Origin of the sequence: Collinsella sp. CM84Y_54 (assembly GCF_036317945.1) — a bacterium.
GTDB lineage: Bacteria > Actinomycetota > Coriobacteriia > Coriobacteriales > Coriobacteriaceae > Collinsella.
This window is the reverse complement of sequence record NZ_JAWQCX010000001.1, coordinates 445689-462583: the sequence shown is the minus strand read 5'-3', so window position 1 is coordinate 462583 and position 16895 is coordinate 445689. Positions and strand designations below refer to the sequence as shown.

Below are 16895 nucleotides of genomic sequence, written 5' to 3'. Positions count from 1 at the left end.
GGATTTGACCCGCAAGCGTTTATCTAGCAATTTGGCAGGCATACGAAGTGGGAACTTTGACAAAAAGAAGCCGGGCTATTTGCCCGGCCTCTTGATTCTCTGGTGGGCCCTCCGGGATTCGAACCCAGAACCCAGGGATTATGAGTCCCCTGCGCTAACCGTTGCGCCAAGAGCCCTTGTGATTAGTGGTTACAAAGGTAATGAAGGACTTCCATTTAGAGAAGCGTTGCACCACGTCGTGAAATACTACCATGCACGCGGCACCCGTTCAACGCACGATCTTGTCGACCAGGAGGATCATGGTGCCGCCTTTGACCTTGTGTGCCTATATGAAAAAAGGCCCCAACTTGCGTTGGAGCCTCATTCAATGCTCGGGTGGAGACGAGGGGGATCGAACCCCTGACCTCTTGACTGCCAGTCAAGCGCTCTCCCAGCTGAGCTACGCCCCCGTGCGAAGAAGTACTATACGGGAACTCGGACGGCGATGCAAGGACAATTTCGGAAAATATTTTGCGGGCGGCGGTGCGGGGGCGCAGCCAGGCCGCGGACGCAGGCGCGGGAACGGGCCGCGAGGCCCCGCGATGCCCTTTTCGCCCGCGGGGGCGCGCCCCCGCGGGCGGCGGCGTTGCCGCTGCCCTCCTCTCCGGCGCCCTCGGGACATCTCGAATCCCGCGGACCGCCGTTTCTCGCATCCGCGGCGCGGTCCGCCATCCGCCCAACGGCTGTCCCGCCGGCGCCGGGCCCATTATCGGGGCCAACCGCGCCCCCGCACACCCGACGATTTCAAAACCATGCAGGTTTACGGGGCCAGGCCGGGAACCCCCGAGCATGGCGCAATCGGTAAAATCAAAACCGCAGGTAGACGACTCGCACATTCCGCGAAATGCAGGGTGTGGACGGCCTGTCCGGGTCCAGCCCCGTAATCCGACATAGTTTTGAAATGACACAAATTCACCGGCAGGCAAACTAGGTTGTTCTAGTGCCATGTCGCCGACTAATTTCCAATTTCCAACCAGTTGCACAAAACATTTGCTCGCAGTCGCGTCTCGGCGCGCTTCATTGCCTCGGATTTGGCTTTATATCGAATCCCCAAACGACTGCAGACGCTTTTGACTATGGTGTCTAGCTGCTTTTTATCGTTAAGCATATCGTGGGTTACCAGGAACACGTCGAAACCCATGCTCTGGAGCGCAGTCATGCGCTTCGCATCGTGGTTAAGTACCGCGCCTGATCCATGGATGACTTCACCTTGGATTTCGATAATTACTGCCTTCATTAGGATTGGGTTTACAATCACAATGTCGCCGTAGCAAACCTTTTGACCTGCGATGCTTTGGGCCGCCTCGGATAGAGGGGTTAAATCGTTGAGGTACACGTATCTGAATCCTGAACCACCTAGACGTCGGGAACGACTTAGAAGAAGGACCCCCGCGACCTCGAGTGGAGAAGCAGCAATGCCGATAACCTGTTGAGCGGCATCATAAAACTGCTTTCCCCACATTTGACTTTTGGCCTTGGCGGCGAATCGATGCAGGTCGCTCAGTTCGATGAGCGGCTTTCTCATCCAAAGAGAAGTACCTTTGAGTTTTGTAATCTCTCTTCCGTCCTCACGCTTATTCGATTGGCCTTCAAAATCTGGGGCCTTTACGGTTGCGCGGGCATAAACTCGTTTCCAAGGGACCTCGTCTTCGCCCTCTCCAAGTTCGAACAGATCCTGCGTGCTGGAATTGCGATTCTCCTCTTCCGCCATTTTTAATTGCATTTCGGCTGCGGGAGTCGGATCGAAAACAGAAAACCAACCGCAAAGTTCGTACATAGCCAGCACAAGATCCATCTGGGACATAAAGCGTGTCATGGTAAATAACGTGTTAAGCGGATTGGTGACACTAAAGCCTAAATGAGTGTCGATTGTTGTGCCGGCATCCGATGCCCCTTCCCAGCGAATAGTGGAGCGCAATCCCGAGTGGTGATTACAACAACCTGGCGAAGCAACAGCGATAATCGGGGTCTTGAGGACGTCGGTTACGAAAGGGGCTTGGGAGAGAGCTCGCCAGCCGTCTTCGGAGTTGGGCAGGCGCGGGTAGAGATCGCGCACCTGCGGCGGGCAGCGCCAGTAGCGGAATGCGGTGTTTGCGCAGACGATATCGTCCATGTGGCCTCCCCTGGTATCGGCCATAGGCCGTACGGATTGCGGGCAAGGCGATTATCTACGGGGCCGTCATGCGGGTAAGTACCGGAAGCAAACCAAATGCTGACCAAAAGCTTGACGAGTTCCGCCGAAAAACCGTCGTGTGATAGAAATCCGCTGGTAGGCGTTCTGGGGCAGTGGTCCCCGTCTCCACATTTGAGCTCGAATCACATGGAGAATTCAATGAAAATACGCATGCGTTTTATACAAAATATGCAATGGCGTCAGCAAAAAGGGCGCGATAAAAAGACGCCTAGGACGACTACGGTTCGATTTTGGTGTCACTTTTGGTGTCACCCTTTGCGTCAAAAAGAAAAAGGCCAGAGGCTTAATACCTCTGACCTGTGCTTTTGATGGTGGGCGATACAAGATTCGAACTTGTGACCCCATCCGTGTGAAGGATATGCTCTACCCCTGAGCCAATCGCCCGTCGCCTTTCGGCAAAAGAGATACTATCATAGCCGCGCGCTGTTTACCAAGAACTTTTTGCCGTCGATTTTAAATTCGTGGACGCAAACCGCGCCACCGCAATCAGGGCACGCGACAAACCCGCAGCTTAACAGCCATTTACCGCTTAATCCACGAAGTCTCGGGACGGCAGATAAGTCGCGCGTTGTTGTAGGCCATGTCGAGCGTGAGGCAGGTGCGTGCGGAGTAAAAGCCGTCCTCGCGCTGGATGGTCAACGCCAGCTCGGGCTTGTCGCCGGTCAGGCACAGCGGCAGCAGCAGCTGAATCCGGCCGCCGTAGAACTGCGGCACCGCGAGTGTGTAGTTGGCTGCGGCGCGGCGGGCGGCCTCGACGACGGCACCCTCAAAGGCGCGGCGCAGCAGAAGCGAGTTGCCCTCCCCCATCAGGCTGGCAGGGATGCGAGTCAGGTTCTCCTCGTCGCCCAGAATGTGGTCGATGTTGGAACGGATGGGCAGGCGGTAGTCAAAGACGAGCTCGGAGGGGTCCTCAGCAAAGCGCACACGGCACGGCAGGTACTCAAACGAGACCAGCATGGGGTCGCTTTCCTTAAAGAAGCCCTTCAAAAACCAGCGCTGGCGCGCGTCGGGTTTGGTGTTGGGCTCAAACAGGCCGTAGATGGTCTCGTAACGGCGCGTGTACAGGCCGGTATTAAATAGGCAGCGGTCGTCGTCGAACACCAGCGGCAAGTTGGACGGCGCGGTCTGGTCTACGTCGCGCTCGGTCAAAAACACCGCGCGGCTAAACGAAAACGACAGGTAGTTTTTGAGAATGAGGTTGCTGGGACCCCAGTCCTCGGGGTCGGCGAGATCGACCAGGCGATCGTAGCAGGGCTCGGGGCAAAACGCGAAGTCGTAAACATTGCTGCACAGGGTGCTTGGGAGTTCCATGCGGTGTCCAATCCATTCAATTACCAGCGTGCGGATGGTTTGATTCTATACGGGCGAAGCGCAGTCGTGACACATAACGTAATTGCGCCTAAGCTCTTCCGCGAGATCGGCGCGAGAGCGGTTTCCGGATACGAGGTCTTGGATCCAGACGTAGTACTGGTTGTCTTTGGGCTCGGGACTGTCGGACAGCACGACCGGAGTGCTTGCGAATCTTAGAACGGACAACGCAAAGACAAGGCTGGTGCGTTTGTTGCCGTCCTCAAAGATGTGGTCCTTGACCATGTGCTCGGCCACGTAGGTGACCTGGTCAAAGATGTCTGCGAAGCGGTCGGCCGGCGATTGGCCGAATATCGTACAGAATGCACCCGCAAGCACCGACTCGACGCGTCCAAGCTCAAGCGCGGCCCGGCCGCCTGCGGCGTCGGTTGTATAGCAGCGCCCGACCGTCATCAGCGTGCTGTGTAGGCGCATCACAGCCGCGGCAATAGCTTCGAGCGAACCGGCATCATCAAGCACGAGCGGCGCGAACGGATGAGCGCCCCGCTGCGTAGCCGCCATCATGAGTTCTCCAAGAGCCTGAGCACGTTGGGCATGCTCTCAATGGTCAGTCGAATAGCTTCATCGATCGACGTGACGCCGTCGAGCAAAATCGGTGATGGTGAATTTGCCTCGCGTGCAGTTGAATGACCTTCTTTAGCAACGCGATTGGCGCCGTCATCTAGTTGAACGTAGTTCCAAGGCATGACTGCCTCCTCTATAGCTTTACGGACGTAATAGCCCGCGAGTCGTACTCCAGGGCAACCGGCTGCCAGACGAGGTCTTCGATGGCGCAGCTTAGGGTGTTTGCGAGCGCCAATGCCGAAGAGACCGAGGCGCGACGCAAATCCAGCTGATTCTGTTCGTAGAGTTGTATAGCGCGAAGTTTAACCCCCGATTGGGCGGCGAGCTGTTTTTGCGTTAGGCCGGCCGCCTTTCGTGCCGCTTTGAGGCCCTTTTTGCCTGCCTGGGCTTTGTTCCATTTATCAATGACAATCTGGACGAATTTGTCTTCGGGGGCTTCGTGGAGAGGATGGTACGAGCCGATAATCCAATCAAGCGGAGCGACTTCGAGTAGCTCATTAAAGCCAAGGCTGCACATCCATTGTGCATAGGCCAAAACCCAGCCCGCCCAATACTGAGGCGAACGGTCGAACGGATAGGTCTCCCTGCATTCGACGGGACTCAGTCCCGCATGGGCGATAATATCGCGCGCAAGCTCGTCGCCCGCCATGCCGCAAACGACGCGAGGCATACCACGCTCAAACTGTTTCATCTCAAAAGCGTTCGACAGGATCGCCGTCAACTCGGCTGGATTCAGCCCTTGATCGCAGAGGGCGAAATCGACTGCCTCGCCCAGCGTTCTCATGGCATCCTCGAGATACATCTCACTGTAGGCGTGGGTCATTTTCTGTCATCCCCTCTCGAACGATATCGACGACACGAATTCCCTCAAACGGGTTTTCGGTAAGCAATTCCCGATACTGCGCCCTTGCCAACTCATCTCGGTCCTTGGCCATTGGGCCATATAGAGCTTGTGGCGCACGTTCAAATCCAGCAAAACGAATGCTCTTAAACGCGCGCTCGCTTTTGAGCACAATCTGTTCTCCAAGGTTGCCGAGCCTCATCGCTCGACCGAGCTGGTCAATGGTGATCGTATTGTTTACAAACGCCCTGGCATAGCTGAAGTACGAGTCATCCGCACGCCACCCTCTAATCACATCGTAAGCGTTAGCATCAGGTAAAAAATGATCGCGAAGGTATTCGCATGCCCCCACAGCGACGGCGGTGCCCTTTCGGAATGAACGATGCTCTACAAGCAACGCTATCCAATGCAGAACTGAATATTGCGGCGATAGCAGGTCGAGTACCTTGAGATCGGCCATGTCGAGTTCATATCGATTTGCAAAGCCGTCTGCGTCCCTAGAGCATGCCCATTCCCTTGCAAGGTCGAGGCTCTCTGTGCAATAGAATCCCTGTCCATAGTCGTTATGGACTTTCCCCAGGCCAAACTGGGGAGTCTCAATAATTTTCTGAGAACCATTCCACAGTTCCACGCGGGTCTCCTAACAGGTATCGCTCTAGCGATAGTATAACACACTATCGCTAGAGCGATACCTGTATTCAAAGAGCAAGAGGGTGTATGGAACGGAGTTTGAATTCAATACTGGCTTCTAAGACTCTCAGAGTCCGGAAGTATGCGGCAAAATTCAGACTTGCTGATCACGCCGGAGCACGCTAACGCCTCAGCCTGCGGTTTCTTTGTACGAAAAGGGCTGTGTGGTCGGGGATTCCGGAATTTGCCGCATACTTCCGTTTTGAGAATTCGGAAGTGCAGGGAAAAACCGAGTTATGCCGACCAGACCCCGGCTTTGCGCTTCCGCGACCTGCGGTTTTGTTGGCAAAAATTGTGTTGAGCTCGGCGGCCCCCGATTTTTCCCAGCACTTCCGGAATTCGCATAAAAATGGCGAGGTACGAACCTCGCCAGTCTGACACTTCCAAGACAATCGTCTCTTCGGTGATTGATTTCTCTCACACTTCAGGGGCTTTTAGAGCCGCATCGATTAGGTCGGCGGCGCCGTCGAAGCGACCGGTATTCCCCCTGGCAAAGAACGCATCGCTCTCGTGGATTGCCTCAAGGCTTTCCGTGATGGGCTCGGCGTGCGGAATGAGATGCGTGATGGTATCTGTAAGCTCCTTGTCACGTTTACTTCGCTTCATAGAGACGCACCTCATCCTGTTCGATATTTTTGCTGAAGGCCAGGCGCATGTGCTCTGGTGGGTTGGTGACTATATCAACCTTTCGCCCAAGTTCCTTTTCGAGCTCAAGTGATAGTTCATATAGCGTGCCAAACGTCATCGTGGCGCCGCAGGCTAGACGCAAGTCGATATCGCTATCGGGCGCTTGCTCGCCTCGGGCGAACGAGCCAAACAGATATGCCTCGCGGACGTCGTAGCGAGCCAGCACGCGGGAGACCGCAGTGGATATGTCGGTAGACGAGATCATGGATAATTGCCGCTCAACAGTAAATCATCAGGGGACCAGCGCCGAAACCGCCGGTCCAACATTATGGCGTTCGGCAAGCTCGAAAATGTATGGGGAATTTGACCTGACAAACTTGGTTAAGAAAACCAGATCGTCCGCAGAAAAGCCTTCGACATTAAACCATTTGACCGCAGGCAGAAAGCACTCTGCATGGTCAAACCCAAAGTCGACGGGACGCTCGACAGCTACGCGAACGGCCCCATCTTCTCGTATCTCTGAGTAGGCAAGCTGAGTGCCATCATCAAGCTGAACGTAGCTCCAAAGCATGACTGCGTCCTTTACAGGTTCTTGGGAAATAGTGTGACTGGCCGTAGCACGGGATAAATCACACTATTGGCCCGACCAAAATGCATCATCTATAAGATCAGGCAAATCTGTCCATACCTGATAGGCGGCAACGTTGTCCGGATTTGCTTCTCTTGCGCGGCGTTTATCATCGGTATTGTGCTTTGCGGCATTGGCCAAAGCCTGGTCCTTTTTGCCATCAATCATTTCTAGATTTACAGACTTGAACTTAGACACAGACGACCTGTTGGGGTCGGTGGTCTTTAATACACCAAGGTTGCGCGCCCTTTTCTCACATTGGGAAGTCGATGTAAAAGTTTCCGGGCATGGTGAAACATGATCGATGAGCCATACTTCAAAGCATGGATTGGAGATCGCGAGCTTAACCCCTTTTGTCTTAGCTTCTCGTTCTGCCTTGGCCAAATTCCTGAACTCATCCGAATCGACAACAATCCATGTGGAGCTCAGTTCTTCAATTTCACCAGTTTTGCCTGCCTTTTTGTCAGACTCGAGCTCACGAGACACCTGCTTCGTTACTTTTAGCGGGTCTCCGTCTATGTGCCTATATCGGACACTTCCGCGAACGTCCATTTCATTTATAAGGAAGTTGAAGTATTCGGTTTCGGTCACCCTGCCGTTGGACACAATCAGGTGGCGCTTTCGCTTTGCTCTAGTTTGCTTTTTGCGTCCGCGAGCAAGCCCTCTCCTTTCTGTCTTAGCCATTTTGGTCAGCGCCTTCCTTCATGAGTTGGGCCACAAGTTGATGAAAACTTGGGTTGGGCAGCGGCACATAGACACCGTTTAAGTAATTGCGCCCCAGATTCTCATTTGCGCGAGGGGAATACTCCATCGCGGCAATTAATTGCGAAGTACCTTCAGAGTCCTTTTCCACAAACCAGACCTGGTCACGTTCGAGCACCTCTTCCATGGGGCTGGTTCGCGTCATTAAGGTGACATCATGGGTGGAGAAGATTAGCTGCGCACCCTTTGGATTGGTGTCGGGATCGGCAAACAGTGAGACAAAGTCGCGCAGAAGCGTAGGATGAAGGCTCGAATCAAGTTCGTCAATTACCGTTGTGGCCCCGCTGCTTAAAGAGCGTAAGGCTACCGAGAAAAACGCCAGCGCAGCTTTTGTGCCCTCCGACTCATGGGCGGAGTCCAGCCATAAACCATCTCCTGAGCCTACATGGTGGAAGAACAAGTCATAAGAGAATGATCATTTAAAGTCTTCTGCGATTTTTTTGCGCGCCTCTTCCGGAATGTCATCAAGTCCGATGAACGAATCCTTTAAACCTGGGACGCCCTCAGCTTGACGAACATCCATGCCATCAATGCCGATGTCGGCATATTTAATGAGCTGGGATAGCATCTGGGCCCGAACGTCATTGTTGATAAACAGCTTTTTAATAGTGGCGAGCTCAGCAAGATAATGCGTTGCATCGTATAGCTTGATTTCATTGGCAAGAACGGCAAAAGCCGGTTGAATCACTTCGCTACCAGCTGCTGCCGCGGCAGACAAGAACAGGGAATTATCACGTGTGATATCCCAAAGCTGTTTTTTAGCGCCCGTAAAGGTGCTGCCAAATTTAATCGACTGTTTTCCATTTATCGAAGAGCGGTCATAAAGGAGCGACGGCTGCTTCGATCGATATACGGTGAGATTTTCGTATGTAACCTCATTTTTATTAATGCCAAATGAAAAATCATACTTTAAGTTGCTAGCAAGAAATTCAATCGAGAACTCTGTGTCACTTGATCGAGATTCCGAGTCAAGTAAAAAGGGGTCGATAGGTATATGAGATTGAGAATCGCCCGCTGCGTAACTTGTGCGAACAAAGTAAGAGACAAAACTCAGGGCGTCTAAGAAATTTGATTTACCAGAAGCATTGGCGCCGTACACTGCAGCTACGCGAACGGGACCAAACTCTTTTTTACTGAAAATCGGTTCAAATGAAAATTGCTGAGCATCTCGAAAACTGAGGTAATTCTTAAAAGAAAAATTGAGGATCATCGTCGGAATCTTTCTAGATATTGTTCGCTTACCACAGGCACACCGGAAGAACAATAAGAATTATATGCTTTTAAAAGCAATATTTGTTTGTTTTGGACAAATATTTGCCTTGAAACTCCAATTGCATTGATATTGGACTCTTAAGTTCGGCAACCACCTTCGATACCGTTGCATAATCTAAGGCTGAATTATCTGACACGCCCTTGCCCGCTAGGGCTGCATTGATAAGTTCGGCGGCGATGACAACACTTCCGGAAATCGGGAGTATCAGCATCGGTGTGCAGCTTCGAGAACCGCTGTTCCCAGCACGAACAGCAATGCGGACACGGCAATCCAATGGCTGTCGCTGGTTTTGGGGAGTGACGAGGAGGTCGCGGTGGCGGTCTTGGGCCTAGGGGCCTTGGCGGCCGGGGTGTTGGTCACTGTGGTCGTGGTTACCGTCTTAGTCGTGGCAGCGGGCTTTTGTGTGGGATTAGTCGACGGATCCGCAGCTGGCTTGCCGGTAGCGGGGTCGGTGCCAGGGACGGACGGACCATCCCCCGGCACATCGGGGCCACCGGTCTCCCCCGCCGACGCCGTGGCATCCACGGGCTCGATCGTCACGCGCGCTGCCACGGACCCGTCGGCATCCACCACGCCGCCTGCGCCAAAGGCCCCGCCCGCAGGCGCCACAAAGCGCGCGGATGAAAGCGACCCGCCCAGGCAGGCGACGCCGCCGTCGGCGCCCGACACATCAAGCCAGGACGCATCGACGGTAAGCTGCCCGGCCTCGCCACCGCCAGCAGCCCCGCCCAGCAGACACACACCATAGGCGCGCACGCCCGCCCCGGAGCCCGCGCCCGCGGCGACAACGCTCCCACCGCCGCGAACGGCAAGACCTTCCGCGATCACGCCGGCCACCCGCGCGTCCGCGATGCCGGCGCCGTCGGCCCGCGCGTCAACCTTGCAGCCTTCCACCGCGAGCGTCCCCGACACGTAGATCCCGCACTGCGAGCCCGTGGCCACCAGCGACCCGGTGCCGCGGAGCGTCAGATCGCCCCACACTTCCATGCCGCAACGCGAGATGTCCACGTCGGGCGCGCTCGTCTCGACAACAGTGTTCTGCCCGGTCAGCGTCACCACCAGGTTGCCGTCGGCACCGATGGCCTCGCCCGTGTAGCCGTTAAGCTCAAGGTGGCAGGCATCGGTCCAGGCCCATCCGGGGCCCGACGCGCCCGGCTCGTAGTACGTGGCGCCCGCAATGAACAGGCTCTCCGCGCCCGCGGCATAAGAAGGCCCGCCCAGCAAAACGCATAGGCAGGCAATGGCAGTAAGCAGGATGTAGTGTCGGCTGGTGTGGAACGCGGTGGCAAACATAACCGCTCCGATCTTCGCAAGAGCCAATGAAGACTGCATCAGCAAAATTGCCTGGTAGCAGCAGCTATTAGTGTAGCGAAATCAAGCAACGTACGATAAAGAAACCAGCGATCAAACCCCGAAATTAGATGTAAATCGTTTTGCCAGTCGGTGAAAGGAGGATTCGAATACGTCGAACAAGCGCATGCCGTCAGCAAGCCATTGAGCAACTAAAAGCAATCACATATCGACATCGGAATCAGTCGATGTATCCTGCGCCCTTTTGCTCAACGATTCTATTGCTTGTTTTATGTCATTGTGAATCCAATTGGTCCTCAGTGTGCCCGTACGTGATTTAGATCCCATTTCGACTAGTTGGGTGTCTATATTTTTAAGCCATTCGATGGCCTCATTCATGCTTTGCTTTTCTGCATAATTCTTCATGCCAGTATGAAAGAATGAATACAGCGACATTTGCGAGTCGGCGGCTCCTTCATAGATGGCTGTTGCCACAGTTCCAGCTGGTACATCCAGTATTCTATTTTGATACTCGGACTTTATGGCTTCTTCAAAAAACGTAGAGATAGTTTTTCCTGTGTTCATATCAACTATAGAAAACTTAAGATTGTCGCGATTAAACGCTCGCTCTATTTCATCTTGTTCAACAACGGCTATAAGTTTGTCCATTATTAGATTAGCTTCTGTGCCATATATATCCTTTTCCATTTCTTGCTTTTGCCTCAATACGGCGACGTTGCACTTAGGATCACGCTTGACGGCGAGTCGAAGCGAATCGAGGAGTTTCTCTCGAATACCATCATCCAAAAACCCAAGTTTTATGAGATCAAGCGATATCCTTATAACCTTATAGAACCAATTATGTGAATAGAGCCCCTTAGATAACAATTCATCAAGTCGGCTAGCCAGTAATTCAACCTGATCGTCTTCCAACAAGTGCAAAGTACTCCATTGGTAATCAATATTTCGGGCCTCGACGTCTGCAGCGGAATCAGGATTTTTCATCAGTATGAATTTCCTGAAGGAGCTCTTAACAGTTTCTGGGTTTACATCCTTTCCTTCTGTTAAGGGCGCAAGGGCCTTAGATATAGTTAGATAGTAGTCGTATGCTTCGAGTTCAGAATTGTCGAAAATGCTCATTGAGCTCTTCGCACCTTTTGGCTCCTTAGGAGCTATTCCTGCTGATGCTTGAACTGCATAACCAACAAAATCTGAGAATGCTTTTACTTTTCCGCAAAAATCGACAGATTCATCAACAAGAACTGACGTGCTTAATGCATAGTTAATAGACGGAACTGATCGTGATAAAGCCCTTGCGTTGACAAAGGAACCCCTAATTCCGTCAATAACCGCATCCTTAACTTTGAAGTCAATCTGTTCGGGTATGATCAACTTATCCTTTAATATAACCCGATACAGCTCTTGAAGATCTGGCTGATACTCGATTTGACTAATAACCGCCTTTTCAACAGAGCAATCGTCCTCAAAAGACAGCGGTTGATTTCTGACGAGCATCACATGCCAGCCATGATTTTCGACCATATTGTTAACGAACCCAAGAAACGCACGATCGTCCTGAGCGAATCCACTGCGTTCACAATCGTCCAAAATCACAAGAACTTTTTTCATATCTATTAAAGACAGTAATAAGTCAGGTTTAATGGAGACTTGAACTCCAAGCTTAGCAAGCTGTTTGCTAGATATTGACCTACCGATCTCAAGTGCATATTTCTTTAAAACGTTTGTGACAGCTTTGGAGCGCTTCTTAGCTTTATCAGAAAAATGAAACCAAGAAGCCATAATCCTATTGAAGATTTCGTCATAATTAGACACACCAAATAGCGACACGCGACATATCCTTATGCCTATTTCATCTAGCGCGGCTTTAAGATCGTGCTCGCAGTAATAAGTCTTACCTGAACCCCATTCACCATGCAAAACCAACGCTTGAAGGCCGATATCGTCACATTCCATGTAACCTTTAATTGCTTCAGTTATTTCTTTGGCTTGCATCGCCATGTTCTCCAATCGACCATTCTTCGTGTTGCAGTACTAAGTCAGGTATTAGTTGGGTGACCGTGTCCAACAGTTATAATTTTGCCTTATGCCAGCCGATGCTGAACTCTCGTCCACGGTACCCGTTATTGAATTTTTACGATTAAACAAAGGACGGGGGTGTATCAGCGCTAGCCGATACACCCCCGTCCTCGTGTGGAATGATCTTACTGTAGACTGAGCCCGCCCAACGCAGGCAGCCTCTCCCCTAGTCCCTCTTAAACAGATCCCTCGTGTAGACCTTGTCCGCCACGTCCGCGAGCTCGTCGCTCCAGCGGTTGGCGGCGATCACGTCGCAGCCGGCCTTGAAGGCCTCCAGATCGTGCGTGACCTCGGAGCCGAAGAACTCCGGCGCGTCCAGCGTGGGCTCGTAGACCACCACGGGCACGCCCTTGGCCTTCACGCGCTTCATGACGCCCTGGATGGAGCTCGCGCGGAAGTTGTCGGAGTTGGACTTCATCGTCAGGCGGCACACGCCCACGACCGGCTTCTCCTTGCCAGCGTAGACGCGGTCCCACACCATCTGCAACACCTCGTCTGCCACGAAGTCCTTGCGGGTGCGGTTGGCGTCCACGATGGCCTCGATCAGGTTCTGCGGCACGTCCTTGTAGTTCGCCAGCAGCTGCTTGGTGTCCTTGGGCAGGCAGTAGCCGCCGTAGCCGAAGCTGGGGTTGTTGTAGTGGCTGCCGATGCGCGGCTCCAGGCACACGCCGTCGATGACGTCGCGGGTGTTGAGGCCGCGGACCTCGCATGTAGGTGTCGAGCTCGTTGAAGTGGATCACGCGGAGGACAAGGTAGGTGTTGGCCCTTCAATTTAATCGATAGTTACTCAATATTGAATTGGTCAATTTCAAATTTTGTGTAATCGTCCACTTTGTTCGAAAAATGTTTAAGCTCAACGCCAATATTGATATTTCCATATTGGTCAAACCCAATTTCATTAAGCAAATTGCGTTCTTTTAGCATTGTTATTAGCGACAATGGGACTCCAGCTTGAATTAACTCAACGCTTTCCTTGTCGGACGTCCCGTATAAGAACATGTGGTACTGCTCCTGATTAATATGACCCGTCTTATACAGAACACGAACGAATCTAGACAAAGTAAACCCGAGATAATCGTCCTCAGTCTTTTATTTTGCCAAGAAAAGTGCGGGCAACTCAGCATTATTTTTATGTCTAATATCAACATAACTACATTTGCCATCGACAAGACCTTGAAAATTGATCTCACCGAAGCTGCGTCCAACATAAAGATAATCGCGCGTGGTCTCAGCCTTCTTTTTCCAAAATGGAATGTCGGCAGCAAGACGTTGACTAAGCGATTTCGTTGACTTGCTCTCAAGATAGCTTTGGTAAAAAGACAGCTGTTTACGCAAATTTCCAACTCTTAAATATGGATCAGAGAAAACAAAACCGCCATCAATAAAATAGGTACATATTAATTCGAGGACGCTATTCCCAGGGGATGCTTCAAGCGTATTTAGTCTCTTAACTATCTCAAATTTTGCATCATCCCAATTTTCATACATAGATCGAAGACCGGAACGATCTAAAAGTATTTCGAGATCATCATTCGGCCGATTTGAGCTTTGGATCAAGCTGTCTTCGAAATCAAGACGCTTATTTTCTTTATCGCTTAGTGACTCGCCTTTGGATTTTTTTATTCGTAGATTGTCCCCACGGTCCTTAAACCCAACGCTGTGCAATTCTGCGATAGCGTTTGTCATGGTCGGCTTCGATCTCGTCCATTTTGATTCCGCAAAGATTACTTGTGGGCTAAGCCTTTTGAGATGAGGCCTATCGCCGAAAACGTAATTTAGCCGTGACGCACGACCGATTAAGTTAATTAATGCTGAACGCCTTTTTGTGCGCAGCTCGAGGATAAATACAGAGTCAAATGGAAGATTAATACCTTCCATGATGACTTCGTTTGCAAATATGAATCGAATGGAATCCAACTTCGCAGCACGGTTAAGTAGATAGTTTTTGATTCCGTCCGGCATCTGCCCATGCAGGTATACAACGCCGTGTTGCAAACACAGTATTTCGTCATATAAAGGGCTCACGTGTTCGGTCAAGGCAGAAATGACCCTAGCTAGTTCGGGCGCGACTGGGTCATCTGGCAAACTACTCGCTAAATCCAAGGCCGCTTCGCGGACCTTTTTAGGGGAAGACAAGAATACTAGATTTTTAGCAGTCGCCTTATTCTTCAGGCAATCCCAAGTGTCATTGAAGGAAGTAGCCTGGCAAAAGCTATTAAAGAACCTGTTATATGCATGCAAGGCTCCCCCTTTGTCGAGTAGATAATAACGAGGCTCTTTCATGCTTTTATTAACCTTGCATCCCTCAACCTTGAAGCCCGAGATAGCAGACAGAAGGTTAATATCGTCGATAACAGGACTAAAGTAGTAGAACCTTGTCGAGGGATCGCGGAATTTGGACTCACGAATGAGGCGTGAAATCAATAAAGCGCGATCGTCGACTTCAAAAGCATTGTGCGCCTCATCTACAAACACACTAGAAAAGGATAGAGTAGGATTCGCCTCTAATAAACGTATCGCTCTCTCTTGAGTAAGGATTGCGATGAACGAATTCTCACGCTGGTACATTTCGTCATGAGTAATTACTTTTGTTCTAGGATGGCGCTTAAATACATCATCGCGTGTTTGGGCGAGAAGTGATTTTGTCGGCACAATTACACAAGGTCGGGATCCGCTCTTATCGTCAAGTACAGCATCAACCAAGCGCTCAGTCTTACCAAACGAGGTCGGTGCAATATAGGCAAACCCTTCTCCCGAGTAAGAAGAGAAAGAACTGTCAGACAACTTTTGTTCGAGGGTAAGAGTTACACCTTCGGTAAAGTCCTCTTTGATTTCATCTAGAGCAATAAAGTCCTTCAGAGTATCAAAGCGCCTTTCATCAAGGTCAACAATTGATTTGGACAATGGGTAGAGGCCCAATTCAAATGAAATATCGTACAGAGGCTTGAGATTTCCCGTGCTCAATGAATAGTTAAGAATAATCCAATACGCAAACTCGAGACTTCGTGTTCGATTCTTATCTTTTAGTGCATACCTTAACAAGGCAATAGCGGCAGAAAGAAGGAGCGTGGACTCTCTATTCGTAAGCTCCTTGCCTAAAAGCAGTTTATCGACAGCCGACTTAAAGGGGCTGTTATTTTTTAATCTTGTAATGGAGCCAGTGTCACTCATCTGCGTACTCCAAGTTCAAATATCGAAGAAAGCCAACCAATGCAGAATGTGAGACACAAACTATGTGGAGGGCTAAATAATCCTTATTTTCGAAATACAGCGAGAGAGCATTTGACAACTTCTCGACTTCATCGATAGTCAGAACGCTGCCGATAAACACAGTGCCACAAGGGATCATGTTAAACTCACTGGGATCATGGACACGCTCTAAGGTAAAATCATCCGCCAACATTCTGATCTGATTCTGGATGGAACCCTCGACGCCCGCCACTACAGCGTGATTTAGAGCATTTTCCCACGGGTCGTTTCCTTCAAAATCATTTAACTTGTTACAGAGGTCTTGATAAGCTTCTTCAGCCTTTTGATGATGAGGTATTTTTCCATAGATAGATGATTTGCTTTCCATCAGCCAGTATTCATTATCTTTCAAGTAAAATCCGTCAAATCCTTTTTTGATCGAACCCTCTTCGAGGTTCGATCCAAGGCATGCCTGTTGATATCCGTTATATCCCAAGTAAGCATGTAAGAAGATTTCAGCGCACGAACCGCAAATCAACGACCGATTCTTTAGTTTTGTGGAAAAGTACTTTGCGATTTTCGCTTTTGTGATGCCTATAGAACGCGTGTCTTTCGGGCCAAACCAAATAGACGGTAGGCATTGATTTAAGCATTCGTCAAAGTCGTCATTTTCGATGACATCAAAGTAAGTAAGGTGAATGCGATCGGAAAGCTCCTTTTCAATAATTCCTGAGAATAGCATTCGATAATCACCTGCCCCCTAGTAATTTTAACCAGTGAGCATCCAGTTCGCTTCTAGAACCTCATACAATTGTTCTAGGGTATGAGGATCTTTAAGTGTAAACGATACGCCCCATCTTTCTCACTTAAGCCGGATGCGGTCTCGGCACTCTGGAATTTAGCTCTCGACTAATCATGCCTCTTATCAAACTCCGCGTAACTGGTGATGCGATAGTTTGAGATAGCGAGGTCACAACAAAAAACATCGATATCATATTCTTTATCCTCGTTGGACTCGTGCTCGCAAAAGACCCATTTGGCATCGCGGTAGCGTGGAGCTAGAACGTCGCGGTAGTACGGCATATCGACTTTGTCGCACGAATTGCCCATGATAAATACTGTATTGACATTAGCAAGGGTGTCCAAGAAATGGTTTAGGGCGTCAACCAGACCCGGGACAGATGGAACCCGACTGCAAGGATGGTGCGCCATATCCTGATGGCCGACGCGACTTACCGCAGCTAGGGGTGGTGCGACATCACCCGTAATCTAAACTGTTAGATTTGTTTTTCGTCAAACGGTTTTTTCGCGAAGCAAATAAAAATAACCGCCT

15 protein-coding genes, 3 tRNA genes and 1 pseudogene are annotated in these 16895 nt (G+C 50.8%); all 19 read right to left on the bottom strand.

The annotated features are described in order from the left end of the window. Window positions 1-100: 100 nt before the first annotated feature. The 19 genes and pseudogenes from V2391_RS02070 to V2391_RS01975 all read right to left on the bottom strand — a co-directional run bounded on the left by V2391_RS02070 (window position 101) and on the right by V2391_RS01975 (window position 16304). Window positions 101-176 (bottom strand) — tRNA-Ile (locus tag V2391_RS02070). A gap of 200 nt (window positions 177-376) precedes the next feature. Then, window positions 377-449, bottom strand: a tRNA-Ala gene (locus V2391_RS02065). 545 nt (window positions 450-994) lie between these two features. After that, the gene (locus tag V2391_RS02060; protein WP_329738049.1) at window positions 995-2152 is read right to left on the bottom strand and encodes a hypothetical protein; all 1158 of its coding nucleotides are present in this window, start codon (window positions 2150-2152) and stop codon (window positions 995-997) included. Window positions 2153-2542: 390 nt separating this feature from the next. Next, window positions 2543-2617: transfer RNA gene (locus tag V2391_RS02055), tRNA-Val, on the bottom strand. A gap of 138 nt (window positions 2618-2755) precedes the next feature. Further along, entirely contained in the window at window positions 2756-3544 is a 789-nt protein-coding gene (locus V2391_RS02050; protein WP_329738048.1) for a DUF3825 domain-containing protein, read from the bottom strand. 45 nt (window positions 3545-3589) lie between these two features. Then, entirely contained in the window at window positions 3590-4102 is a 513-nt protein-coding gene (locus V2391_RS02045) for a Fic family protein (protein ID WP_329738047.1), read from the bottom strand. Next, the gene (locus V2391_RS02040; protein WP_329738046.1) at window positions 4102-4287 is read right to left on the bottom strand and encodes a hypothetical protein; all 186 of its coding nucleotides are present in this window, start codon (window positions 4285-4287) and stop codon (window positions 4102-4104) included. Before V2391_RS02040 ends, V2391_RS02045 begins: the two co-directional genes overlap by 1 nt. 11 nt (window positions 4288-4298) lie before the next feature. After that, entirely contained in the window at window positions 4299-4988 is a 690-nt protein-coding gene (locus V2391_RS02035) for a helix-turn-helix domain-containing protein (RefSeq protein ID WP_329738045.1), read from the bottom strand. Then, window positions 4969-5637 carry a DUF3990 domain-containing protein gene (locus V2391_RS02030; protein ID WP_329738044.1) on the bottom strand — a complete coding sequence of 223 codons (669 nt, stop codon included), beginning with the start codon at window positions 5635-5637 and terminating at the stop codon, window positions 4969-4971. Before V2391_RS02030 ends, V2391_RS02035 begins: the two co-directional genes overlap by 20 nt. Window positions 5638-6113: 476 nt before the next feature. After that, window positions 6114-6302 (bottom strand): hypothetical protein, encoded by a 189-nt coding sequence (locus V2391_RS02025; RefSeq protein WP_329738043.1) that lies wholly within the window; start codon window positions 6300-6302, stop codon window positions 6114-6116. Next, complete coding sequence (locus tag V2391_RS02020) at window positions 6289-6588, bottom strand: nucleotidyltransferase family protein (protein ID WP_329738042.1); 300 nt, start codon at window positions 6586-6588, stop codon at window positions 6289-6291. The genes V2391_RS02025 and V2391_RS02020 overlap by 14 nt, the downstream gene beginning before the upstream one ends. A 27-nt stretch (window positions 6589-6615) precedes the next feature. Then, window positions 6616-6894 carry a hypothetical protein gene (locus tag V2391_RS02015; protein ID WP_329738041.1) on the bottom strand — a complete coding sequence of 93 codons (279 nt, stop codon included), beginning with the start codon at window positions 6892-6894 and terminating at the stop codon, window positions 6616-6618. A 63-nt stretch (window positions 6895-6957) separates the two neighbouring features. Further along, the gene (locus V2391_RS02010) at window positions 6958-7635 is read right to left on the bottom strand and encodes an RloB family protein (protein WP_329738040.1); all 678 of its coding nucleotides are present in this window, start codon (window positions 7633-7635) and stop codon (window positions 6958-6960) included. After that, window positions 7628-8923: pseudogene (locus V2391_RS09635) on the bottom strand (AAA family ATPase). Before V2391_RS09635 ends, V2391_RS02010 begins: the two are co-directional and overlap by 8 nt. Before the next feature lie 267 nt (window positions 8924-9190). Beyond that, the gene (locus tag V2391_RS01995) at window positions 9191-10306 is read right to left on the bottom strand and encodes a hypothetical protein (RefSeq protein WP_329738037.1); all 1116 of its coding nucleotides are present in this window, start codon (window positions 10304-10306) and stop codon (window positions 9191-9193) included. 192 nt (window positions 10307-10498) lie between these two features. After that, window positions 10499-12289, bottom strand: coding sequence for a hypothetical protein (locus tag V2391_RS01990; protein WP_329738036.1), 1791 nt, complete (start codon window positions 12287-12289; stop codon window positions 10499-10501). A gap of 250 nt (window positions 12290-12539) precedes the next feature. Continuing rightward, entirely contained in the window at window positions 12540-13040 is a 501-nt protein-coding gene (locus tag V2391_RS01985; RefSeq protein WP_442877993.1) for a UDP binding domain-containing protein, read from the bottom strand. 422 nt (window positions 13041-13462) lie between these two features. Beyond that, window positions 13463-15544: a DEAD/DEAH box helicase gene (locus V2391_RS01980; protein WP_329738035.1), complete on the bottom strand. Its 2082-nt coding sequence runs from the start codon at window positions 15542-15544 to the stop codon at window positions 13463-13465. Continuing rightward, complete coding sequence (locus V2391_RS01975) at window positions 15537-16304, bottom strand: hypothetical protein (protein ID WP_329738034.1); 768 nt, start codon at window positions 16302-16304, stop codon at window positions 15537-15539. Before V2391_RS01975 ends, V2391_RS01980 begins: the two co-directional genes overlap by 8 nt. Window positions 16305-16895 lie beyond the last annotated feature (591 nt).